A 22,205-nucleotide genomic window follows, 5' to 3' on the forward strand; every position below is an offset into this window, starting at 1 on the left:
TGCTCTTATTACACTTTCATAAAGCTCCTTGTTGATTCCCATTTCCATTAAAACTCTAAAAGTTAAACTATTCAATTTAATATTCATTGTACAACTTTCATAAGATTGTGTATAAAAAGAGTTCCGATATTGGGGGATAGAGATGATTAATTTTCAGGTTTATATTATATTTATGCTACTTCTACTCGTTGTTTCCTCATTCATACTATCAAAGCTATTCTACAAGAGTATCTATCATAGCGAGCGCATGGTTATCTCGATGGTTACAGGGACAAGTAATGGCCTTGTCATTGGTGGCATGCTAGGTTCAATCTTTCAAGGGGATCTGTTCATTTCAACAACTTTAGGGATATCCATTGGGGTTATTATTAGTAGTGTTTCTAACTGGAATTTAGGTGTGATCTTCTGTATTGAGGGGGGAGCAGGTGGGCTTATGGGTGGGATGATGGGGGCAATGTTAGGTGAGATGCTACCTTTCTCCGAGTCCATTATCTTGATTCAATTGTTTATGCTATTAGCTATAGGTTCTCTAATTCTATACCCTGCATTAGCACACACTTCAATTGTTGAGCCAACCCTTCTCTCGACAAGATGGCTACTGAAACCACTCTTATTTACCTTTTTAGTAGTTAGTATCCTATTAGGTGGCAACTGGATTTCTGAAAAAACTGTTTATGAACATCAACCTCCCCATCATCACTCTAAAAAGTCGCGCGGACAAGAGTGAACTAACTAATCCATCTCTGTAATCCATATATTTAATGATTGCGTATAACCAACACGTACACGTATTACCTCGTTACTAACGTTGTTAAGGGAGACTCTACTTCGAAGAAAGTCTCCCTTAACATGATGATCAATTATTTAGCTACTAATTCGGACTCTGTCACCCACTTATGATTGGTAACTTTTTCTCCACCGTTAGTAGGGGTGTAATCAACCATATAAACAGTTGTTTCTTCCCGAGATTCTATTACGGCTTCAGCACCTTCCATCCCCTTCATATGAGAGGCCTTTAATGTCACTTCTTCTCCTGAAGGCAATGGTTTTTCTTCCGCTCCTTCAATTTCTTCATGAATCACCCATTTGTGATTTTCCACTCTCTCTCCACCATTTGTTGGGTCATATGAAACAACGTAGGCAACCGTATTAAATGCACCAGTAATAGTAGCCTCGGCTCCGTTCATCCCTTCCATATGATTTGTTTGAATAATTGCTTGACTACCTACTTCAAACGTAGGATTTTCTGCTTGATTCAAACCTTCCGGAACTTCACCGGAACCAGAATGATTCATCCCTTCATGATTGTCCTTTTCCTTATCTGAATTATCTTCAGAGTCGGTTTCTTTCTGCTGATTTTCTATTTGATCAGACTCACTATTTCCATCAGCTCCATTATCTGATGAACAGGCTGAAAGAGCCAGTACTAGTATTAGTAATAGTGTACTCCAAGTATATTTCTTCATTATTCTAATTCCTCCCTGTTCTATCTTCTCTTTGGTCAAATTAATCTTCCCTAACTCTAATACTCATTTATTTGATAAACACCTGCGCCAACGTCCCCCCTCCATTCTTCTACCGAGTTTTATTTATACCTTTACCTGGTATAGGTATAAATAAACATAAAAATATAAGGCCAGCTTAGAACTAGTATCTATCTTCCTTAACCAGAGAGATTACTCAGTTCTTCACACGCGCCTATGAATTTTTAGTATTGTATTTGGAACTTGTTTTAATTAATACTTCGACACCTATGCTGTCAACATAATCAGGAGTGCAGAATTATGATGTAACAACACCACTACCTTACCCAGTAATACTGGAAGTGCTGTTCACAGTAGAGCGATTAATACTCAATGTTCTTTGAAAGAATTTCATAATTTAATCATCCCCCCGCCCTTTAACTGACGCTTCCATTCCAAGTCCTACCTATTACAAGATAGAAAAAAGACCATTTCTAAATGGCCTTCTCACATTTCCATATAATTAATTAAGCTTCACCTGAATCGCATCCTTATACCGCTTGTAATAAGCGGGAACGTTGTTAATCAACAGCAATTCTGTATATAAGTAACTCTTCATATTGAAATCGCTAAAGTCGATGTCTGTTAGGTCTACGATTTGCTTCAGTCGATAATTTAACGTGTTCGGGTGGATGAACAGTTCTTGTGCGGTTTGCTTCGCTTTCACATTGTTGGCGAGGTACACTTCGAGCGTATGGAGCAGATCGCTTTGGCTTTCTGAGTCTTTCTTGATCAATCGGAGAAGGTCATGACTAAAGTAGTCCTCTGAGCTATTCTTGTCATATAAGGTAGCCAAGTAACGATAAACCCCTAGCTTCGCGAACTCTCTCGGCATTGTCTCGGGGCGCGGCTCGATAAAGTTCGCCGTCTCGATGACTTCAAGCGCCTCGAGAAAGCTCTTCCTCATATCGAATAGGGTCCTGTATTCTTTCCCAAGTCCAATCATAAAGGAGTAGAAATCTTCGTCTGTTAGTCCGTGTTTAATTTCAAGAATTAGTTCTCTGGCCAGTGTGGTGCTAGACCCTTCTTCTCGAGCGACACCATGGACAACGAGAATGATTTGGAATTCGGTACGCAAATATTGTACGCGCGGTCTACCGTAGAAGCTGTGGACCAGTGGGAAGAGCTGTTCGAATAACCCCTTCTTCATCGGATTCGATAAGGAAAAGACGAGAACGGAGAAGCGTTCTGGCAACGTCAGCATGGCCATATTGGCTTCATGCCGGAAGGATGTCTCGCTTCCATACTCATGATGAAGCAGCTTCCATAACAGTTCTTCTCGTCTCCCTTCCTTCGCATTCATTCGATTGTACTCATCATAAATGAGTTTCCCTAAGTACGGAGCTACGTCTTGAAGAAACTGCATGTCTTCATCACTTAAATAGGAAGAGGATTCTTGTACCCAGATGTAGCCCATCGTAAATCCGAGGTGTTTTGCTCCTACCATAATCCTCTGTTGAAACCCTAATTCTTCGATGGGCTCAATACGAATGGGGCTCTGTTGTTGCTCCACTTGTTGGACAATGCCTTCTTTCTTCAAGCGGTCGATGATGAAGACTGGGCATTTCTTTGAAAGAATTGTTTTCTGTTGAGTCTGATCGAAATCTTCATAAGACGAGCTGTATGAAATCAGTTCAAAGTTCTTATTCTCGATAATCACCGGCTTCGATAGCTTTGAGCTAATCAACTCAGTTGCTTTATGTATGTTTTCCATCTCAAATATGAGCTCTTTTACATCCATGCTATTCCCCGCTTTATCCCCATTTGTCTGATTATGTAGTACTATTATAGCGATATTGTGACAAAAGAGGAAGAATCGTTCGTTTAATAGATTAAATTGTATCATTTTTCCGATAACTTATAGGAATATGTATATTCCCCTGTTACAATGGTAGTAACCTTGTTTTTTATATAAGTGACACAAACCTTCGGAAAAAGCGTCACTTCTAAATTTAAAAGCAAGGGAAGTAGGGATTCCATGAAATATAGAGTAGTCGGACTGTTTCACAAAGGAACGATTATCACTTTTGGTTCAGACAACATGGAGCAATACTTCAGTACAGCAGAAGAAGCTGAGAAATTCTTGAACCAAATTAAAGAGAATGACAAGTTCCCGGAAGATTATGAACTCAAAGTCGAGGAAATTCCCTTCTAGTTTATGGATAATAACCACTTCTACGATATACGAAAAGAGCGCTCCTGAGAGCGCTCTTTTCTCATGTCTTCTATATATTCTCACACTTTATTTCTCGTGCGAGATGTATGAAAGATCCCCTGATTATTCAACCTACTCCATTGAGTATAAACGTTACTCTATATATAATGGAGACTTATTCGAATTCCTTCAATAAATGTTCTAAATTACGTTCCATAATGGTGAAATAATCTTCATCTTGTTCAATGTCCTCTGTTGTGAGTACAGAAAGATTGTGAAGATCAATCGGTTTAGCATCTAGTTCATCCTTGATGACATTTGCAACACGGTCTGTCACGTTCTGTTCGAAATAGATGTACTCGAGGTTGTTTGCTTTCGCTTCTTCAATTACTCTCTCCAGGCTCTTCTGGGAAGGTACTTCAGATGGTGATAGTCCAGATACTGGTATTTGCTCGACTCCATATGCATTCTCCCAATATCCATATGCAGCATGAGAGACGATGAACTTCTTATCAGATAGATTCTGCAACTTATCTTCATACATTTGATTTAATTCATCTAATCGATTGACGAGTGACTCGTAATTCTGCTCGTATACTGATGAGTCTTCAGGATTTAAAGATACTAACTGTTCCTTAACATTAGCTGCCATTTCCTTCGCACGTACGGGATCTAACCAAATATGCGGGTCCTCATCTCCATGGTGGTGCCCTTCATGCGAGGATTCTTCGTCATTGTGATTTGAATCATGGTGGGATTCTTCATCATGGCCTTCTTCATGTTCATGGTCTTCAGTGTGGACGCTCTCTTCTCCGTGGTCGTGTTCTTCTGAATGGTCATTTCCTTCTTCATGCTCTGAATGATGGTTATGTGCGATAAGTTCAATATCCTTAGAAGCCTCGAGAATTTCTACTTCTTCTTTCTTTAAAGCATCAGCCATAGAAGATGCATAAGGTTCAAGCTCAGCTCCATTCATCATAAATAAATCTGCCCCTGCTAGCTCTACCATCTCTTTACTAGTAGGCTCATATGTGTGTGCATCAGATCCCGGTGGGAGGATCGACTCCACGTCTACTGTTTCACCACCAATTTGCTCGGTAAAATACAGTAACGGGTAAATAGTGGTGTAAATTTTCAGTTTATCCTCATTGGAAGAATCTCCTGATGCTTCGTCATTACTAGACGTTTCCTCAGCCCCACTACACGCTACCAATACAAGTAAGAGTAGCATGAATCCAAACAGTGTTGACATCCGTTTTATCATTGCAGACTTCCCCTTCGTAAATTAGAATATACACAATATATCGTAACGATTACGGTTTGTAAATAGTAATTATTACGATTTGATAAGTAAATAAAAAAACATGCCTCACTGACATGTTTTTAAACTGCGCAACTAGCGCACCTTCCGTAGATTTCAAAAACGTGATCCTCGACAACGTGCCCCGCCAATTCGCTGCGATAGGAGTCAATAGGACAGTTTGTAAGCGGAAGGATAACACCGCACGTACGGCAAATAAAATGGTGATGATGTCCTTCAATATCACAATGAAAGCGAAACCTCTTCTCACCTTCCATCCGATTCACTTCTACTACCCCTAAATCTTCTAACGAATAGAGATTACGGTACACCGTGTCATAACTTGCTTTAGGAAAGTCTTTAGAGAATTGCTTCCAAATATCATTAAATGATAGATAAGAGCGGTTGTGGTTTAGTATCTCTAGTAAATACTCTCTTTGCTTCGTTAATTTATAACCGTTTTCCTTTAATAATTTAAGAGCTTGGTCCATATTCATTCACTATACATCCTTTATGGGAAGACTTAATTGCATGTTTCTATTGTTACAGTTTGCGAAGTAGCTTCTAAACGTAAGAGAGACCTAATACACTTTATAGTAATGATTACGATTTGGAGGTGCCTACAATTGAAAACAATTATACAGGCTGTAACGTATACAAGCGGCTACGTCTTACTGATAGGGTTATTCTTCTTATTCATTGCAAGTGAATGGATTGTAGTTGAGTTTCTCATTACAATTCCAGATGTATGGAAGAATATACTTACCTTAATGCTAAGCATATTTCTAGAAGCGATACCTTTCGTGCTCATCGGTGTATTTGTATCTGCACTCATTCAAACCTTTGTGAAAGAACACCACTTAAATCGCTATATCCCTCACCATCCACTAGTTGCTTTGGCCCCTGCGATTGTTATTGGTGCCATATTCCCTGTCTGCGAATGTGCCATCGTCCCCATAGTAAGAAGATTGATTCAGAAAGGAATGCCCTTACATGTTGGAATGGTCATCATGGTATCCGCTCCGGTGCTAAATCCTATCGTCTACCTCTCTACGTTTCATGCATTTAGATCCACACCATTCATGGCACTAGACAGAATGATACTCGCATTCGTAGGAGCGCTCATCATTGGTTTGCTCATTTATATCCTTATCGGTAATCGAAATCAATTGAAAGACAATCTCCCCCACCACCACGCCCACGTTCATAAAGGAAATCGAGTACGCCAAACCTTAAATCATGCGGTAGATGAGTTTTTTGACATGGGGAAATTCCTCATTTTCGGTGCACTCCTAGCAAGTACGGTGCAAGTCTTGGTTTCAAGAGAAGATTTGATCCAGTTTGCTGGTGGAACTTGGACAGGCCCTCTGTCGATGATGGGCGTTTCTTACTTACTATCATTGTGTTCAGAAGCAGACGCATTTGTCGCTTCCTCGTTCGGCGGAGTGGCTACCTCCTCTTCGTTGCTTGCATTTTTAGTCTACGGTCCTATGATTGATTTAAAGAACACTCTGTTAATGCTAGCTTCGTTCCGCGCTCGCTTTGTGTTTCAATTTATCCTTATCGTAACACTTGTTATCTATATTGTAACAATGTTCTATAGTGGATTTCAGCAAGGAGGGATCTAATTGAATAGATTAACACATGGTTTGTATCGAGGCGTGTTAATGATTGGCTTCACTTTGCTTGTGTTCAAACTAATCGTAACAGGAGACATTGGGAGTTACATTGCTCCTAGAATGATGCCTTACATCTACATTGCTTTCATTATCATGTTTCTGCTCAGTCTTGTACAATTTACAAGAGTTGATGAAGAAGATGATTGCGGATGTGACCACAATCACGGCTACACGAGATCCTTCTCTCGGTCAATCGCTGTGTATATGCTGTTCCTAATTCCTCTGTTAGTAGGATTTCTATTCTCAGATTACGCATTGGGGAGTTCGCTCGCAAATCAGAAAGGATTCAAATATAATCTTCAAACGAACGTAACGAACCAATCATCGGCTGACATGTATAACGAAGTAGAAGACATCCAAGACGAGCTCCTTGTTATTGATGCGTTGGATATGTATCCGACGTTGTACAAGGTTCTATTAGAACAAAAGACCATTTCAATAGATGAAGATTCGTTCATAGGAACCATATCCGTACTTGAAGCTGACCCCGCTTCCTTTGTAGGGAAAGAGGTCGAGCTTTCCGGCTTTGTATTCAGAGAGGAAGATCTTACTAACAATGAGTTAATCGTAGGTCGATTTGGCATGACCTGCTGTGTGGCAGACTCCAGTATATTTGGGTTAATCGTCGAAGGGGAAACGTTGAATAGCTTTAAAGATGACCAATGGGTAACGGTGAAAGGGACAATTAAAGTGAAAGAATACAATGGGTGGACGTTACCTTCACTCTCTGTATCGAACATCACCCTCATTGATGAGCCCGATACCCCTTATGTCTACGAGAATTTAGAGGTAGATGACTTTCGCCACCTCTATTCAAATTGAAAGGAAGAGCGCACTATAGTGCGCTCTTCCCAGTCTTAAGAATTATTCTTACAACAGAAGTCAGGGATTATGGGTTGAATAGGAGTTGTCTGCTATATCCCACATAATTGAAAATATCATTGATAATATAAACCTCTTCCCCATCCTCTTCAACAATCAAGTCAAATCCAGATAAGTCGGATACCACCTCTTCTTTATTCTCAGCATAAAGCTCATCTGTGAAGGAAGTTTCGAAGCTTCTAAGTGAATCATCCTCCGCGGGGAAAGGTTGTTCGTACGGTTCACTTTTCTGTTTCTCTACTTTCGATTGGAGACGTTCAGGGTAACGGATTACAAATGCATAGTCCTTCTCTTGTTCATTTATGTACGACACGAGCTGGTCCGTTATTTGATATTCGAGATGAACCTCTAGATGGGAATCTTCTGTGATGCTCACGATGAAATCTCTCAATAGTATTTGATCGTGCCACTTGTCGGATTCATCTTCTTCGTTTCCCCCCGTTCCTTCTTTCCCTTCTTGTTGTTCTTCATTTACATGGTTCTCTTCAGGTGCAGGCTTCTCTTGCTCCTCATTCCGTGTGGCAGCTTGCTCTGACACACATCCGAATAGAAGAGATACACCTACTACCACTATCATTCTCTTAACCATTGGTCTTCTTCCACACCTCGTTCTTCCATCCATTTCTCTTTAGTTTAACATCTCATAGACATCGGAGTAACCGAATAGCTTGTGCATAAGAAACCCCGTCGCATTGGCAACGGGGTTGTAACTTAAGCTTCCTGTCGAAGAAGGTTTTCTTTCACCGTCTCTCGAGCACGATAGACCCGGGATTTCACCGCGGCTTGAGACAACTTCAAATGCTCTGCTATCTCGTTTTCTTTAAGGTCACGTTTGTATTTCAACAGGAAGACTTGACGTAAATTCTCACGTAGCTGACGAGCTTCAGCTTGCACTTCTGCTACCCGTAGATGGAGTTCAATTTGTCGTTGATAGTCATCCACGCAGTTAGACGATCCGTGCATATACGATTCATCAAATTCTGTAAAGACGACTTTCTGTTCTTTTCTTAATGTATCTATGGCTGTACGCTTAGCAAGCGTCTTCAGCCAAGCTCCTACTTTCCCATAATCGCTAATATAGTGAAGTTTCTTATAGGCTTTCAAGAATGAATCCTGCGTAACTTCTTCAGCAAGGTGAGCGTTCCTCATGATCGGATAAACCGATGCGTACACCTTGTCATAATAGGTTTCATAAAGTTCACTAAAGATTGTGTCCTTGCAGCGCTCATCGATCATGAGTGTCCGCCTCCTTTATTGGTTAAATGTCTCTCTGAATGTTTCGGCATCTTCACGTGAGAGACTGTAACTCCGTTCATTTTGTCCCTTATATGAGAATTGCATCATCATAGTGGGCTCTGAGAACTCACTGCGAGCAGTCTGTTGATGTTCCATGAGCCACTCAATGGCCTCTTGATCAGTCACAGTAGACTGCTCCAACCCTTCTATAGATTGGTAGTTTCCATTCATGAAGTCGTTTACTTGTGTTTCTCGGAACCCTTCCTGAAGATAGCCAATCTCTACTTCTCGTACATCGTCTACCGTCACTTTGATGGAGTCATAATTTCCATTTTCTTTCATCCACTTTGTGAATTCTTCGTATTCTTCATAGTACGTCATTTGAATATACTCTGGTTCATTGCTGTCAGGCTCACTAATCAGAAATTCCATGTTCAATCCAGAGTCTGTGAGGGAAAGCATCTCCTCATATGACAGTGATTGAATGTCTTTCTTCAACGCATCCAATCCTTGTTGAAGTTGTGATTCCTCTACGATATTTACACGCTTATCCGTTAAGTAGGATTGGAGGTTTAGTCGGTCAAATTCATCGGCCGACTTCGTAAGGATGGGAAACTCCTTCTCGAGAAACGCGTTTGACTCATAGATTGGTCGGAAGGATTGATGAAGCGGCTGGAAGGCCACTCGTTCGTATTTCCGAACCATCTTACTTCCATCCTTTAATTCATAAACAATAGAAACTGTTCTAGCTTGTTGGTCGTAGGTCTGAAGAGCATCTTTATTGTTTACAATCGCTTTATGAAGATTCGTAATTTGTTCGATGGATTCCTTACTTTGGAACATCCCAGAGCCTTCTGAGTAATAATGACTATGTTCTCTAGAATTGAGCTCGTTCTCACCCTCTAGGCTTAGGTATTCGTAGTAGTAATGGAGATAGTCACCAAAGTACACTTCTTCAACCTCTTCAAATTCTGGAACACGATCAGCATAACCAAACCCGTCTTGAAAACTCACATATAGAACCCCACTTGCTACAACGACGAAGAAGACAAATCCTTTCACATGAGGGCGTATACGCCATGTCTTCTGCAGCGTAATTTCAGCAAGAATGTAACCTATGATTGCTCCAATCACATAGCCTATAATTGCCCAGCCTACGTCATAGCCCATGATCGCTCCAAAGTAAAAGCCACCTAGTAGCGTAAAGCAAGCGGTTACTCCGTATTTGAAGACTTGGCGTAAGATTGGGAAGGCAATGGAATTCGATGCTTCCTCTAGTTTCCGAACTTTATAAGCCACATAACTAGCTCCATAAAATACGAAGATTAAGATGGCATAAATGGCCACGTGCCAGATGTATCCTTCTCGTCTTAATGTGACATTGGCAAGATCCGTAACTGGAGAGAGATACGTATACCGTTCAGTTAGTAAATAGTCGACAGAGAATCCTACTAGATAGATGTCAAGATTTAATGCGACAAGTACTGTAATTCCAAATGGGAAGACCAATAAGATAAACGTTAAAATTCCCTGAATCAAGGAAATCCCTGTCAGCATCCCAATAAAGATTCCCACAACATAGAACAGCGTTGTCATAAGGAGTGAGATGAAAAACCAATAGGCTAAATCTCCACTATCAAAGATAAAGCTTACATCCATTACTCCGGACATAATCAGAAGAATGAGTGCTGTAATCAATAGCGGAATGGCTAATAGTGTTATACCAAATAGCAGGTAATGATGAAAGAGACTCTTCCTGCTCATCGGCAAGCTGTGGATAAAGTCACTAGCACTCGTTACATGTAAATAACGAAATAAGAATACAGCCAATACCACCGGCACTCCGACAATCAACGGGTATTGAAGGACAAGTGGGCCGCTGAAGAGTCCGTCACTGTAATAGTCGAAATAAGCACTTGAGTCTTGTAACGTCATAAATATGGTCAATGGAAGGATAAAGATTAAGGCGATTAAATAGAGTGCCCCTATCCAACCGACGCTACGCAAGTTCTGCTTCCACAGTTCTTTCTTAAACGAGGATGTTATCGATGGCATAGCCTACACCTCCCATTTCATAGATAAAGATTTCTTCAAGCGTGAGTGGCAATAAATCATACAAGACCGGTTGATACGATTCAATTGCGGTTGATACGTCCTCTTCCTCACCTCGGATAATGAGGAGCTTCACGCTACCTCTCGTTTCTTCATGCAGCACATCAAGATTGTCCTTCAACCCTTCAGGCATTCCGCCCTTGAAGGCTACTTGGACTTTGTGAATATCCGACTTTAATTCATCCAAGTCACGTTGGAGGAGCATGGAGCCTTTATGTAGAATCCCGACATGATCACAAATGTCTTCTACTTCTCGTAGATTGTGAGATGAAATTAAGACGGTCATTTCACGGTCTGCCACATCTTGCACGACTAAATTTTTAATTGTGCGTCTTGTAACCGGGTCAAGCCCATCAAATGGTTCATCAAGAATTAAGATATCCGGCATGGCGGATAAGGCTAGCCAAAATCCGACCTGTCGTTGCATTCCTTTCGAGAATCGACTTACCTTCTTGTTCGTATCAAGCTTTAACATTTCTGCAAGCTTCTCATAACGTTGTTGATTCCAGTTTGGGTACAAGTCTTGGTAGAATTTCGCCAGCTGGTCTGTTGTATATTGGTTAAAGAAGTAAAGCGAATCAGGTATAAACACCATCTTCCCTTTCATCTTTACGTTCTCATAGACTGGTTCATCTCCAATGAGAACCTCTCCTTCGTCCTGACGCAAGATACCGGCAAGTATGCGCATAAGCGTTGTTTTCCCCGCTCCATTCGAACCGAGCAGTCCGTATATAGAGCCCTTCTTAACGTGGAACGTCACATCCTGGACGACTTTATCACGTTGAAAGGTCTTCGACAGATTCTTTGATTCAATCATGGTGTTCACTCCCTTCTGCTTCAATCTCTTGAATAATCTCTCGCATTTCAGATGGAGACATTCCCATATACAACGCTTCCGCTAGTAGCTTCTTCAATTCACTTCGAATCTCTTGCAACCGTGCCGTATCAACTTGCTCCACTGTATGATTCACGAAACTTCCCTTTCCCTTCACTGAATAAATATAGCCTTGCATCTCAAGTTCTCTGTAGGCTTTCTGAATGGTGTTCGGATTAATCGTTAACTGTTGGGATAATGTCCGCACAGAAGGCAGCTTCTCGTCTGGCTCCATTATGCCGCTAAAGATAAACTCTTTGAATTTCTCGACGAGTTGTTCGTAAAGTGGCTTCCGACTTCTCAAATCAAGCTCAAACATGGGTCCCCTCCAATCTTATATTGTAATCAATACGATCGCTGTATTAACTGTATTATGATATGTAGTACAGTTGGTACAGTAATTATTATATGCCTCGGAATTGTAAAACACAACCATTAATTTAATTCTTTTTCCATACGAATTACGCCTACTCTTTAAAGCAGGCGAGAGGGAGTGGGTTATAGTCAAGCAGATTAGTTTGTGAGCCATTCGCTACTAGAGGTCGTGAGGGCAACCGCGGTAAAGATTTATCCTGAAGTATAAAGAGGTAACACAACACATCATGCATATATGCACTTTGGTGAGTATTGAAAGGTGAGGACGAGGTATAAACAAAAGAGAGCCAGCCACCAATCGCTGGAGGCCGGCTCTTCTATTCATTCATTTCTAGCTTTCTGTGTATCTCGTACATTCTTCTGGACCGTAATGGCAGAGAACAGGCTCAACGTGAAGGCCATGGCGTAGAAACCTTTCTCACTTAGAATGATACTTCCTGCGTTGTACAGTCCAATCGCCATAAGCAGGATGGCAATAACAATTGCAAACCAGCTAATCCCATAATAGATAGTTGTGACTGGGTACCCTTCCTCTTTATCTCGTACAACCTTCTGAAGGGATACAGCTGCGTAAAGTCCAAATACAAGTACAGCGAAATAGTAACCTTTCTCATTCAACTGCATGGTCGCATTGAATAGGCCAATTAAATACGCAAGAACACCTATTAATAATGCCGTCCACGATGCTCCCTTGAAGGCTCCTGTAGGCTCCCCTTCTCTTCTTTCTGTCTTTATCTTCGGTTCTTCTGAGTTGTCCCGATCTAACGTTACATCACTTTGTTCTGCCACTCGATTACCCCCTTATTTATGAAAGCCCAATTAAGAGGAACAAACTTCCATCCCTCCCTACACTTATTACCATACCTATTTTATGCAGAAGATGGAAGATTCAATTTCATCCTTATCCAAAAAGTTTGGATAGACGTACGCGGGTATTTCGACACAGTGTCTGACACCCTCACTTCTACATCCAACCTGCATACGCTACTTATAAGTGTACAGACAGGCGGGATGGTTATGAGTCGAGGAGGCTTTAAGAGAGAGGGGGCATGGGTTCAGGCGGTGGGGACAGTGCTGGCTGCAATTGGCAGCACTCCTACCAAGAAGCTACCTCCACAAACGTTAAAAGACTTTAACGTCATAGGAAATACGCTTCAAGCGACAGGAAACGGACTTGCAACGATTGGGAAGGACCCGCTCAAGCTTGGAACGGTGGGCAACGAAGTACAGGCTATCGGGAACACGCTCGTCATAGCGGGTCTGATTACGAACGTAGACCAACGGACGAAAGACATCCTCAACACCCAAGGCAATCTCTTTCAAGCAACAGGTGCTGGTGTTGGGTTCGCGGACGCATGGGAACAAGACCCAAGCATCTCAAACGTCTACCTCCTCATCGGCAATCTGTTACAAGTCGTCGGAAATGGACTGCAGGCCATCTTCGGCAATGAAGAACGGACGCAAGTTCTCGATGCATTAGGAAGCTGGATCCAGGCCGTTGGTGCAGTCTTAACGGCACTCGGGGAAGAGAGAGATTATCTTAACACTGTAAGGAGACGATATTAAATTCTCTCCTCAACCTGCTCATCGCCATTAAAAAGGCTGCCCTCGTTGAGAGAGCAGCCTTCGTTCAATTTACTTAATACATTTCAGAGATTGATTTAGGTTGCATATGAAGTGCGAGGTAATCAGGACCGCCTGCTTTTGAATCGGTACCGGACATGTTGAATCCGCCGAACGGTTGGTAGCCTACGATGGCACCTGTACAGTTGCGGTTAAAGTAAAGGTTCCCGACATGGAACTCTACTTTCGCACGTTCAATATGCTCGCGATTGTCTGAGATTAAGGCACCTGTCAAGCCATACTCTGTGTTGTTCGCAACGTCTAATGCTTCATCAAAGTCCTTGACTTTCGTGAAGCAGACAACTGGTCCGAAGATTTCCTCCTGTTGCATACGGGAATTTGGATCTAAGTCAGCGAATACCGTTGGTTGTATGAAGTACCCTTTCGAATCATCTCCAGAACCACCAACCATAAGCCGTCCTTCTTCCTTCCCAACTTCCATATAGCCCATAATCTTATCAAAGGCAACCTTGTCAATGACAGGTCCCATATAGACGTTCTCTTCTGTTGCATTCCCAACAGACAGTTCCTTCGCTTTCGCAACTACACGTTCAAGCACTTCATCGTATACCGATTCGTGAGCTACGACACGCGAGCCGGAGGAACATTTCTGACCAGAGAATCCATAAGCAGATGTGAGAATGGCATCTACAGCAGTATCAAGGTTTGCTGTATCATCTACAACAACCGTGTCTTTCCCACCCATTTCAGCAATGACACGCTTCAAGTGCTGTTGGCCAGGTTGAACTTTCGATGCGCGTTCGTAAATGCGCATGCCGACATTACGTGAGCCTGTAAATGAAATAAGTGCGGTCTTTGGATGATCCACTAGGTAGTCACCAATTTCCTCGTCATCACCAGGTACAAATTGTAGGACGCCTTTCGGAAGACCTGCTTCCTCCAATACCTCTACGAATTTCGCTGCAATAACAGGACTCTTCGGTGATGGCTTCATGACGACTGTATTTCCAGTTACAAGCGGTGCGACCGTTGTTCCTGCCATAATAGCGAACGCTAAGTTCCACGGCGGAATGACTAGAGCTACACCTGTTGGAACATAGACATATTGGTTGTTTTCACCTGGGCGGCTCTCTACGTGTTTACCCTTACCTAGTTCAATCATCTGGCGCGCATAGTATTCCATAAAGTCAATAGCTTCTGCTGTATCGGCATCCGCTTCTTTCCATGGCTTCCCTACTTCATACGCTAGCCATGCAGAGAACTCGTGCTTGCGACGTCTGACAAGCGCAGCAGCTCGGAATAGTACTCCAGCGCGTGCTTCAGGAGACCATTTCTTCCAATCATTCAGCGCTTTCGATGCGGACTCAACTGCCTCATTCGCAGTTTCCTTTGTTGCTTTGGAGACCCGGCCTACAACTTCTTTCGTAAGAGCAGGATTCACGGATTCAATCTTATCCTCTGTTGAAATACGCTCTCCATCAATAAGCAAGTCATAATCCTTGCCTAGTTCTCCTTTAACAAGTCTGAGAGCAGCCTCGAATGCTTCTTTGTTTGATTGGATTGTGAAATCAGTAAACGGTTCATGACGATAGGATGTAACCATGAAATTCTCCTCTCAAGTATAAGTTTTATAGTGTAATAGCTTCAAAGAAAGCTATTTCTTAAACATTCCCCGTAATGCAAACGATACGTTAGCAGGACGCTCAGCAAGGCGTCTCATAAAGTAACCGTACCAATCCGTGCCATAAGGCATATACACTCGGACTGGATAGCCTTCTTTCACAAGTTGAACTTGCGTGTCACTCCTCATGCCATACAGCATTTGAAATTCAAACTGGTCTGTTGGAATATGATGTTCCTTAACCAAGTCTTTCGTATATTCAATAATGGCATCGTCATGGCTTGCAATAGACGTAAAATTGCCATTCAATAAATTCTTCTTAATCAGGTGTTTTAAGTTTTCGTCTACTTTATACTTCTCTTGGAAGGCCACTTCGGCTGGCTCTTTATAGGCACCTTTAACAAGTCTTAGAACAGGGTCTAGCTCATTCAACTCATCAAGGTCTCGACTGGACCGGTACAGATACGATTGTATGACGGTACCGATGTTGTCATACCTTTCTTTTAGCGCTTTATACAAATCGAGGGTTTTCCCACAACGGGATGAGTCTTCCATATCAATCGTGATAAACACATCATACTTCACCGCTTCATCCATAATCTTCAACATATTCTCCCATACAAGCTCAGCACTAATGTCGAGCCCGAGAGATGTGACCTTCACAGACATTTGGGAATTCAGATTGTGCTCACTTATCTTACGGATTGTTTGAATACTTTCCTGACAGCGAAGCTTTGCTTCTTCAGCGGAATGGATAAATTCCCCAAGGTGGTCCACCGTAACGGCAATGCCTTGACGATTCATCCCTTGAATGACCTGAATCGCCCCATCAAATGATTCTCCACCCACAATACGGTCAGCTCCAAATTTCGACCCCCAACGTTTCGCCATACGATCTAACGTTGAGTTTTTAGACAAATACAGAAAGAAATTTTTACTGATTGCATCCAAGGTATTCACACCCTTCCATTCTCTATGTGACCTTCACTTAAATGAGTATGTTGTTTCCCCTTACACTGTAATTGTACCCCTTTTTAGAAATTTCTGAAACGTTTTCCTATCACAATCATTAATGGTCACATTTGTGGTTTACCCACAATGTAAGGGGTTACAATTGTGGGTATTCATCAATAGCCGTCCACTAGAAAGAAGACGGCTTACGATAAAATATGTAGCATTTAGACATAAAGTGCGACAGGTTAAGGTTTAACATTACCCATTTGCCTGTCGCTGTTCATAAGACTCATTTGATTGTTCGGCCGGCACAGCGTCCGATAGCTTGAATACAAGAATACCTGCAATAAGAAGGATTAATCCAGCCGCCTTGTTCCACGTAAACGGGATGGAATCGAATCCAAACCAGCCGAATGTGTTCGTAAAGAACGCAGTCGTCAGTTGGGAGATGAGCACAACAGACACCGCATATGCAGGACCGATTAAACGAATCCCCATCATCAGACAAAAGACAATTCCAACTCCAAATACGCCACCAAATAGGAAAATGAGGTTAGCATCAGCAAAGTCGAATAAGCGCGCATCTTCCATCGTATAGAATACAGGGATAGAAGCTCCGAACCCCATCGCTAGGACGAGTGTCGTTGTTGCCCATGATCCAGCACGTTCACTAATCCTTGAGTTAAATACATTCTGGACACTAATAAGTATGCCAGCCACAATGGAAAGAAAGATTCCCATTATTGACCCTCCTTTCTATTCATAAATGTTGCCTTTGGCCACAACACGAAGTTTGGCGCGATCTAAAACCGTAAGCGTCCCTCGTTCTCTTCGCAGCAATCCATCAGAGACAAATCGCTCAATTACACGGTTCAAATGACGATAGCTTGTTCCAATCAAATCTGCCAATTCTTTCAAGTTAGCCGTTCTCATTTCTTCATAATACATCGTTCCAAAGCCGTCTTCTGATAAGGACAGCAAATAACTCGCCAGTCGAACATCGACGGGATACATCATATTTAAACTAGAAGCATGAGATTCTGTGTAGAATTTCTCCGTCATAATATCGAGTAGAAAGTGATAAAATTCGATGCGTTCTTGTTCATGCCGACGCAGAATTTGGAATGGGACGGCTAAGAGCAAGCTATCCATGACGCATTCCACTTCATTGAACACATCTCCACCGCGAATATACTCAAGATCCCCAATAACAGCGAACGGAGTTTTGAACCTAAGAATCAGAGACTTGCCCTCTTCTGTAGTCGTATAAATCTTTACTTTCCCCTTCACAAGAAAATACATGGAGTGAAGATGGTCTCCCTTCGCACAAATGGCTTGCCCTTTCTTCACATGTTGAAGCGTCATTGCCGCTACCGTATCTGGTGAAAAGACATCATTTAGTCCAAAGTGGTCGATATACGATTGGATTTCCATAGGTTTCACCTCTATAAATTAAATACAACAACTCCTAAGATCATCATCGACACTCCGACGAGCTGAGGCTTTGTTACGCGTACTTTCGTTTGGCCAAACCAGCCATTACTTTCTATTAAGTAAGCCGTTAATAGTTGGGAGACGAGTAGAATGGAGATTGCGAATGCAGGTCCCATCATCTTCATCGCCGTCAACTCTGCAAATACGACAATTACCCCGAACGTACCGCCAAATAAATACACTTTCGGCACTTCTTTGAAGCCTTCTTTTCGACCATCTCTCATAATGATATACATGATAATAGCAAATAGTAACCCAACAAGCTGATTGAGTGAAGTGGTCTGCCATCCACCTAACTCGTCACTTAGTCGTGCATTAAACACCCCTTGCATCGTAATACACAACCCTGCTGCAAGAGAAAATAACAACCCTTTCATGTAGAAGACCTCCTTTCCTCTACTCATTAAAACCGATGAAGAAGAAGAATGAAAGGACATATGTCCCTAATTATAAATCGGGTAAGGGGCCGGTATTGGTGGTAGGTTTGTAATGTTTCGATGGAATCCCGAATGTAGCTAAGGCATTCGCGGGTGAGATGAGCATTAATTCTGAAGGGTTTGACACATTTTCAAATCAGTCACTTCGCTCACTACAATGAAAAGAGACTGCCAAAACGGCAGCCTCTCTTATTTCATAGTATTTTTTTACTCTTCAGGAAGAAGGACAACCTTCCCTAACTTCCCGCTTTCTTTGAAATAAGCTTGTGCATCTCTTGCCTCTGATAGAGGAAATGTCTTTGCCACGGTTGGTTTTACTTTATATTGAGACACTGCTTGTAGTAGGTTCTTGAAATCTTCTCTTGTGCCAAGAACAGAGCCTAGTAAGGCAATATGGTTTAGATAGACAGCGCGGAAATCCATATTCGTCTGTTGTCCACCTGAAGACCCCGACGTACAGAAGCGTCCTCCTTTTCGAAGCACTTGTAAGGACGTATCAAAGAGAGCATCGCCAACTACATCAAGGACGACGTCCACTTTACCTACCTCTTCAAGAATGTCCTGTTGAAGGGTAGAAGATTTATAAGAGAAGACATAGTCTGCCCCAAGCTCCTTCATCTTGTCGGAAAGCTCAAGGTCCCCAACAATAGCAATCACGGTTGCCCCTCTAACTTTCGATGCAATTTGGACATTGTATGAACCCACGCCTCCATTCGCACCAGTTACCATGACGACATCTTCGCTCCCGACGTTCGATTGCTCAACCATATGCCAGGCAGTGAGCCCGCTCACAACAACAACGGCACTTTGAGTATAGTCAGGTAAAGGCATTGGATAGCATAACTCTTCTTTCCATACTACATATTCAGCATATCCGCCGTCATATTCGGAACCGATAAAGGAGAGGTCGTCTGATAAATGCTCCATACCTGCCTCTCCACTTGAAGTGAATGGAAATAAGATCACATCTTCTCCCACTTTGTGTGGTTCGACCCCTTCTCCGACTTCTACAATTTGCCCAGTGATATCTGAACCCGGAATGCGTGGAAATTGAACCCCTTCTGGTCTCCATCCAGACTCTTCTCCAGTGCCATAAGCTCCTTCGCGCATCCAGATTTCCGTATTGTTAATTCCACATGCCTTCACTTTCACGAGTACTTCCCCTGCATTAGGCGAAGGCACTTCTCGGTCTGTAACTTGTAATTGTTCGAATCCCCCATAGCCTGTTACCTCAACAGCTTTCATAACGAATATCCCACTCCTTCACTCTATGTATACTAATATCGTATCACAATTTATGGCGGACTATACGGAATCTGCCTATAGGCGTTTGGATACGAACTTGTAGGATTTATGAATGTGAAGGAGACGTATGGAAGGAATACGAACCTTTTCGTTTGAACGCTAGCACCTAAAAAAAGAAAGAGGAGATTACGTCCTCTTTCTACCGTTTAAATTGAGCCACTTGCCCATTCAGTTCTTGCGCGATTGAACTCAAGCTATCGATTGTTTCTCTCACTTGATGCACCATAGCATCTTGCTGTTGGGCACTAGCTGCCACTTCTTCTGAAGAAGCAGAAGTTTCTTCAATGACCGCCGTAATACTCTCAATCATACGCTGTACGTTCACCGTATTATCATCAATGGATTTTAAGATCTCTTTCAATTGGCCCACATCATGCTCCGTGCTTTGGACATGTTCCACAATTTGTCTTAAAGATTGTCCACCATCTTGGATGACACGCACTTGTTCTGTGAAGCGACTTTGATTGCTTTCCATCAACTGAATGGAACGGTGTGTCTCTCTTTGCGTTTCTTTAATAAGCGAAGAAATTCGTCCTGTCGCTTTCTTTGTTTCTTCTGCCAATTTCCGTACTTCTTCTGCCACTACAGAAAAGCCGAGTCCATGCTGACCTGCCCGTGCCGCTTCAATAGCTGCATTTAAGGAAAGCAAGTTTGTTTGTTCTGAAATGTCATGAATGAATTTAATAATATCGCCAATCTGATTAGAACGCTCGCCAAGTGATTGTACAGTTTCAGTTGCTTCATTGAAATCACGTACAGTTGACTGGAGACCTTGAATCCCTTCCTCAATACTTGCTTGTCCACCTTGAGCCGCAGTAGTAGAAGAGGCCGCTCCTTTTAATGTTCTGTCAGCAAGCTCATTTCCAAACGATACTTTCTGAGTAGTATCTTGAATGGCGTCGAGTATATGACCAGCTTGCACAGATTGATCCTCAACCCCATGTGCCACTTCGTCGATGGTTACAGCAATTTGTGAAGCAGACTCTCCCGTTTGAGCTGTTAAGTCAGAAAGATTCAGACTGTTGTCTTGAATCTCGTTCGCGTCTCGTTGAATAGCAGTGACAAGGGAGGAAAGCTGTACACGCATTTGTTCAAACTCATTTGCAAGCATCCCAATTTCATCTTTACGTTTAACTTCCATCGGTTGGGTTAAATCTCCGTTGGCAATCTGCTGCGCCCCCTCCCCAACAACTCGGAGGCTCTTAGTAATCCCACTCGAGATGCGATTACTTACCACGCCAACAACGATTAGCCCTCCTGCCAAAATGATTAAGGACAGAATTGTAAGTTGTTCCATGCTTTCTTCAATGTTACTCATTTCTGTTCGAAGTTCACTCTTACGACCTTCTAAATAAGCATCAAGCTCTCCATTAATGTCATTTCTTAAGTCATCAAAGCCTGCCATGTATAGATTTCCTGTATTCTGCCCACCGGAAATATACCCTTGAGCCATTTGTCTCCCATAGTTGTAGAAACGCTGGAACAAGCTGCTGCTGTTCTCGAGAAGTTGCTTATTCTCCTTGTCTGTTTCAATAGATTGCAACGTCTCCATCCGCTCTTCAAAACGCTCTGATACTTCCCTCGCTTTGTCAAACCCTTGATCGTAGCCTTGGCCGCCGCCCGTTGCACTAATTTCCGTTAGCCATTGTTGAACTTCTACCACATCAAGCTTTAACTCTTGTGATAAGAGAGCGGTTTCAATAGATTGATCCTTAATAGACTTAATGGTGTTGTTATATGTATAGATCTTACTAATTAGAAATAATTCTGTTCCCCCTAGCACGAGAAAGGCTAAAAAACTTATCAAAAACAGTTTCTTACGTATACTCATACCTCATTCCCCCATCTTCAAGCCCCGCGACCACGTGTCGCACATGGTTCATTATATTTATACTACGTGTAAAAATAGCGAAACTCAAGTAATTTTTAGAAAATTACTATAACTTTAGAATTAGATTCATAAGGAAGTCGTTCTACAAAAGAACTAGACATGGTAAAGTGGAAGTAAATAGGAAGGAGGGGGTATTGATGTCCCGTGATCAATACTTTGCGTTTCACATCGTTTCAGCCATCATGGGGGTCGTTGGACTGCTTGTCTTATTCTATAGTGGGCCTCTTTCTGGTTCATTGGCAAATTCATGGGGTGGCTATGGGGTTACTCAAGAAATTGCAGCACTTACAAGTATCATTGTGATCGGAACTGTCGCGCTTGTATCAGGAGTCATTGGGTGGTTCTGGACACTCGTTTATTTATTACCAAATACACAAGAAAAAACGCCTTCTCAGCAAGAAGACGTTCATGAACAACTATAACATTCATAGTCGAGAAGTTTACCCTTTAAGAAGCTGATGTTGTTCGTGCTGCTCTAATGGTGCGTACGAGCTGAACTAGACTATTCACTCCAATAATAATTCCCAATAATGCATAAAGCTCACCACGGTTCAGCTCATAAGGATTTAGAATGTACCCGATTGTAAGCAATACTGCAAATAATACGATAAAGGCGTGAAAGAGCCCCTTTACTTTAGCAGACAGCGGATGGTCTTTCATCCAATACCCCTTTCATCCATCTAAACTCTCAAACAACTTCATCCTACCATATTGTAGAACTCACCTACACCAAATTTATACAAAAAAGGTACAAAAGGACTTTCCATAAAGGAAAGTCCTTCT

At 42.1% G+C, this 22,205-nt stretch carries 24 protein-coding genes; 6 read left to right on the forward strand and 18 right to left on the reverse strand.

Annotated features, from left to right (window positions below):
• Positions 1-142 precede the first annotated feature (142 nt).
• Positions 143-727, forward strand: a complete 585-nt coding sequence (locus H513_RS0109045; protein ID WP_026800460.1) for a hypothetical protein — start codon at positions 143-145, stop codon at positions 725-727.
• Between the two features lie 133 nt (positions 728-860).
• On the opposite strand, the gene H513_RS0109050 is transcribed toward H513_RS0109045, so the two are convergent.
• Both H513_RS0109050 and H513_RS0109055 read right to left on the reverse strand, forming a co-directional pair.
• The gene (locus H513_RS0109050) at positions 861-1,466 is read right to left on the reverse strand and encodes a YdhK family protein (RefSeq protein WP_051239823.1); all 606 of its coding nucleotides are present in this window, start codon (positions 1,464-1,466) and stop codon (positions 861-863) included.
• A gap of 520 nt (positions 1,467-1,986) precedes the next feature.
• The gene (locus H513_RS0109055; RefSeq protein ID WP_231572089.1) at positions 1,987-3,237 is read right to left on the reverse strand and encodes a PucR family transcriptional regulator; all 1,251 of its coding nucleotides are present in this window, start codon (positions 3,235-3,237) and stop codon (positions 1,987-1,989) included.
• 264 nt (positions 3,238-3,501) lie between these two features.
• On the opposite strand from H513_RS0109055, the gene H513_RS21580 reads away from it, so the two are divergent.
• Positions 3,502-3,678, forward strand: coding sequence for a hypothetical protein (locus H513_RS21580; protein WP_154655218.1), 177 nt, complete (start codon positions 3,502-3,504; stop codon positions 3,676-3,678).
• Positions 3,679-3,853: 175 nt separating this feature from the next.
• Here the strand turns inward: H513_RS21580 and H513_RS0109065 are convergent, their stop codons facing one another.
• Positions 3,854-4,942 (reverse strand): metal ABC transporter solute-binding protein, Zn/Mn family, encoded by a 1,089-nt coding sequence (locus H513_RS0109065; RefSeq protein ID WP_026800463.1) that lies wholly within the window; start codon positions 4,940-4,942, stop codon positions 3,854-3,856.
• 119 nt (positions 4,943-5,061) lie between these two features.
• Positions 5,062-5,475: a Fur family transcriptional regulator gene (locus tag H513_RS0109070; RefSeq protein ID WP_026800464.1), complete on the reverse strand. Its 414-nt coding sequence runs from the start codon at positions 5,473-5,475 to the stop codon at positions 5,062-5,064.
• 129 nt (positions 5,476-5,604) lie between these two features.
• Here H513_RS0109070 and H513_RS0109075 point away from each other — a divergent pair, with 129 nt between their 5' ends.
• Together H513_RS0109075 and H513_RS0109080 are read left to right on the forward strand one after the other, a co-directional pair.
• The gene (locus H513_RS0109075; RefSeq protein WP_231572088.1) at positions 5,605-6,606 is read left to right on the forward strand and encodes a permease; all 1,002 of its coding nucleotides are present in this window, start codon (positions 5,605-5,607) and stop codon (positions 6,604-6,606) included.
• Positions 6,607-7,479: a TIGR03943 family putative permease subunit gene (locus tag H513_RS0109080; protein WP_026800466.1), complete on the forward strand. Its 873-nt coding sequence runs from the start codon at positions 6,607-6,609 to the stop codon at positions 7,477-7,479.
• 67 nt (positions 7,480-7,546) lie between these two features.
• Here the strand turns inward: H513_RS0109080 and H513_RS0109085 are convergent, their stop codons facing one another.
• The 6 genes from H513_RS0109085 to yiaA form a co-directional block, all read right to left on the reverse strand.
• Complete coding sequence (locus H513_RS0109085) at positions 7,547-8,116, reverse strand: hypothetical protein (protein WP_197057404.1); 570 nt, start codon at positions 8,114-8,116, stop codon at positions 7,547-7,549.
• A 134-nt stretch (positions 8,117-8,250) separates the two neighbouring features.
• Positions 8,251-8,775, reverse strand: coding sequence for an RNA polymerase sigma factor (locus tag H513_RS0109090; RefSeq protein ID WP_026800468.1), 525 nt, complete (start codon positions 8,773-8,775; stop codon positions 8,251-8,253).
• 15 nt (positions 8,776-8,790) lie between these two features.
• The gene (locus H513_RS20860; RefSeq protein ID WP_026800469.1) at positions 8,791-10,830 is read right to left on the reverse strand and encodes a DUF6449 domain-containing protein; all 2,040 of its coding nucleotides are present in this window, start codon (positions 10,828-10,830) and stop codon (positions 8,791-8,793) included.
• The gene (locus tag H513_RS0109100) at positions 10,805-11,704 is read right to left on the reverse strand and encodes an ABC transporter ATP-binding protein (protein WP_026800470.1); all 900 of its coding nucleotides are present in this window, start codon (positions 11,702-11,704) and stop codon (positions 10,805-10,807) included. Before H513_RS0109100 ends, H513_RS20860 begins: the two co-directional genes overlap by 26 nt.
• Positions 11,697-12,080 carry a GntR family transcriptional regulator gene (locus H513_RS0109105; RefSeq protein ID WP_026800471.1) on the reverse strand — a complete coding sequence of 128 codons (384 nt, stop codon included), beginning with the start codon at positions 12,078-12,080 and terminating at the stop codon, positions 11,697-11,699. The genes H513_RS0109100 and H513_RS0109105 overlap by 8 nt, the downstream gene beginning before the upstream one ends.
• 377 nt (positions 12,081-12,457) lie before the next feature.
• On the reverse strand, positions 12,458-12,925 hold the full coding sequence (gene yiaA / locus H513_RS0109110; RefSeq protein WP_026800472.1) for an inner membrane protein YiaA: 468 nt from the start codon (positions 12,923-12,925) through the stop codon (positions 12,458-12,460).
• A gap of 228 nt (positions 12,926-13,153) precedes the next feature.
• Between yiaA and H513_RS0109115 the strand changes: the two genes are divergently transcribed.
• Positions 13,154-13,702: a DUF6944 family repetitive protein gene (locus H513_RS0109115; RefSeq protein ID WP_026800473.1), complete on the forward strand. Its 549-nt coding sequence runs from the start codon at positions 13,154-13,156 to the stop codon at positions 13,700-13,702.
• 73 nt (positions 13,703-13,775) lie between these two features.
• On the opposite strand, the gene pruA is transcribed toward H513_RS0109115, so the two are convergent.
• From pruA to H513_RS0109150, 7 genes are all read right to left on the reverse strand, one after another.
• Positions 13,776-15,323, reverse strand: a complete 1,548-nt coding sequence (pruA, locus tag H513_RS0109120) for an L-glutamate gamma-semialdehyde dehydrogenase (protein ID WP_026800474.1) — start codon at positions 15,321-15,323, stop codon at positions 13,776-13,778.
• A gap of 51 nt (positions 15,324-15,374) precedes the next feature.
• Positions 15,375-16,292, reverse strand: coding sequence for a proline dehydrogenase family protein (locus H513_RS0109125; protein ID WP_026800475.1), 918 nt, complete (start codon positions 16,290-16,292; stop codon positions 15,375-15,377).
• 261 nt (positions 16,293-16,553) lie between these two features.
• The gene (locus H513_RS0109130) at positions 16,554-17,036 is read right to left on the reverse strand and encodes a DMT family transporter (RefSeq protein ID WP_036769658.1); all 483 of its coding nucleotides are present in this window, start codon (positions 17,034-17,036) and stop codon (positions 16,554-16,556) included.
• A 15-nt stretch (positions 17,037-17,051) separates the two neighbouring features.
• A complete protein-coding gene (locus H513_RS0109135; RefSeq protein WP_036769655.1) occupies positions 17,052-17,729 on the reverse strand; it encodes a Crp/Fnr family transcriptional regulator in 678 nt (225 codons plus the stop codon).
• Between the two features lie 11 nt (positions 17,730-17,740).
• Positions 17,741-18,166, reverse strand: coding sequence for a DMT family transporter (locus H513_RS0109140; protein ID WP_026800478.1), 426 nt, complete (start codon positions 18,164-18,166; stop codon positions 17,741-17,743).
• A 267-nt stretch (positions 18,167-18,433) separates the two neighbouring features.
• Positions 18,434-19,471, reverse strand: a complete 1,038-nt coding sequence (locus tag H513_RS0109145) for a zinc-binding dehydrogenase (protein ID WP_026800479.1) — start codon at positions 19,469-19,471, stop codon at positions 18,434-18,436.
• 199 nt (positions 19,472-19,670) lie between these two features.
• Positions 19,671-21,362, reverse strand: a complete 1,692-nt coding sequence (locus H513_RS0109150; RefSeq protein WP_026800480.1) for a methyl-accepting chemotaxis protein — start codon at positions 21,360-21,362, stop codon at positions 19,671-19,673.
• Positions 21,363-21,559: 197 nt separating this feature from the next.
• On the opposite strand from H513_RS0109150, the gene H513_RS0109155 reads away from it, so the two are divergent.
• Positions 21,560-21,844 (forward strand): hypothetical protein, encoded by a 285-nt coding sequence (locus H513_RS0109155; protein ID WP_026800481.1) that lies wholly within the window; start codon positions 21,560-21,562, stop codon positions 21,842-21,844.
• Positions 21,845-21,869: 25 nt separating this feature from the next.
• Here H513_RS0109155 and H513_RS0109160 read toward each other — a convergent pair whose 3' ends face one another.
• Positions 21,870-22,082: a hypothetical protein gene (locus H513_RS0109160; protein ID WP_026800482.1), complete on the reverse strand. Its 213-nt coding sequence runs from the start codon at positions 22,080-22,082 to the stop codon at positions 21,870-21,872.
• Between the last annotated feature and the right edge of the window lie 123 nt (positions 22,083-22,205).

The organism is Pontibacillus halophilus JSM 076056 = DSM 19796 (assembly GCF_000425205.1).
Taxonomy (GTDB): domain Bacteria; phylum Bacillota; class Bacilli; order Bacillales; family BH030062; genus Pontibacillus_A; species Pontibacillus_A halophilus.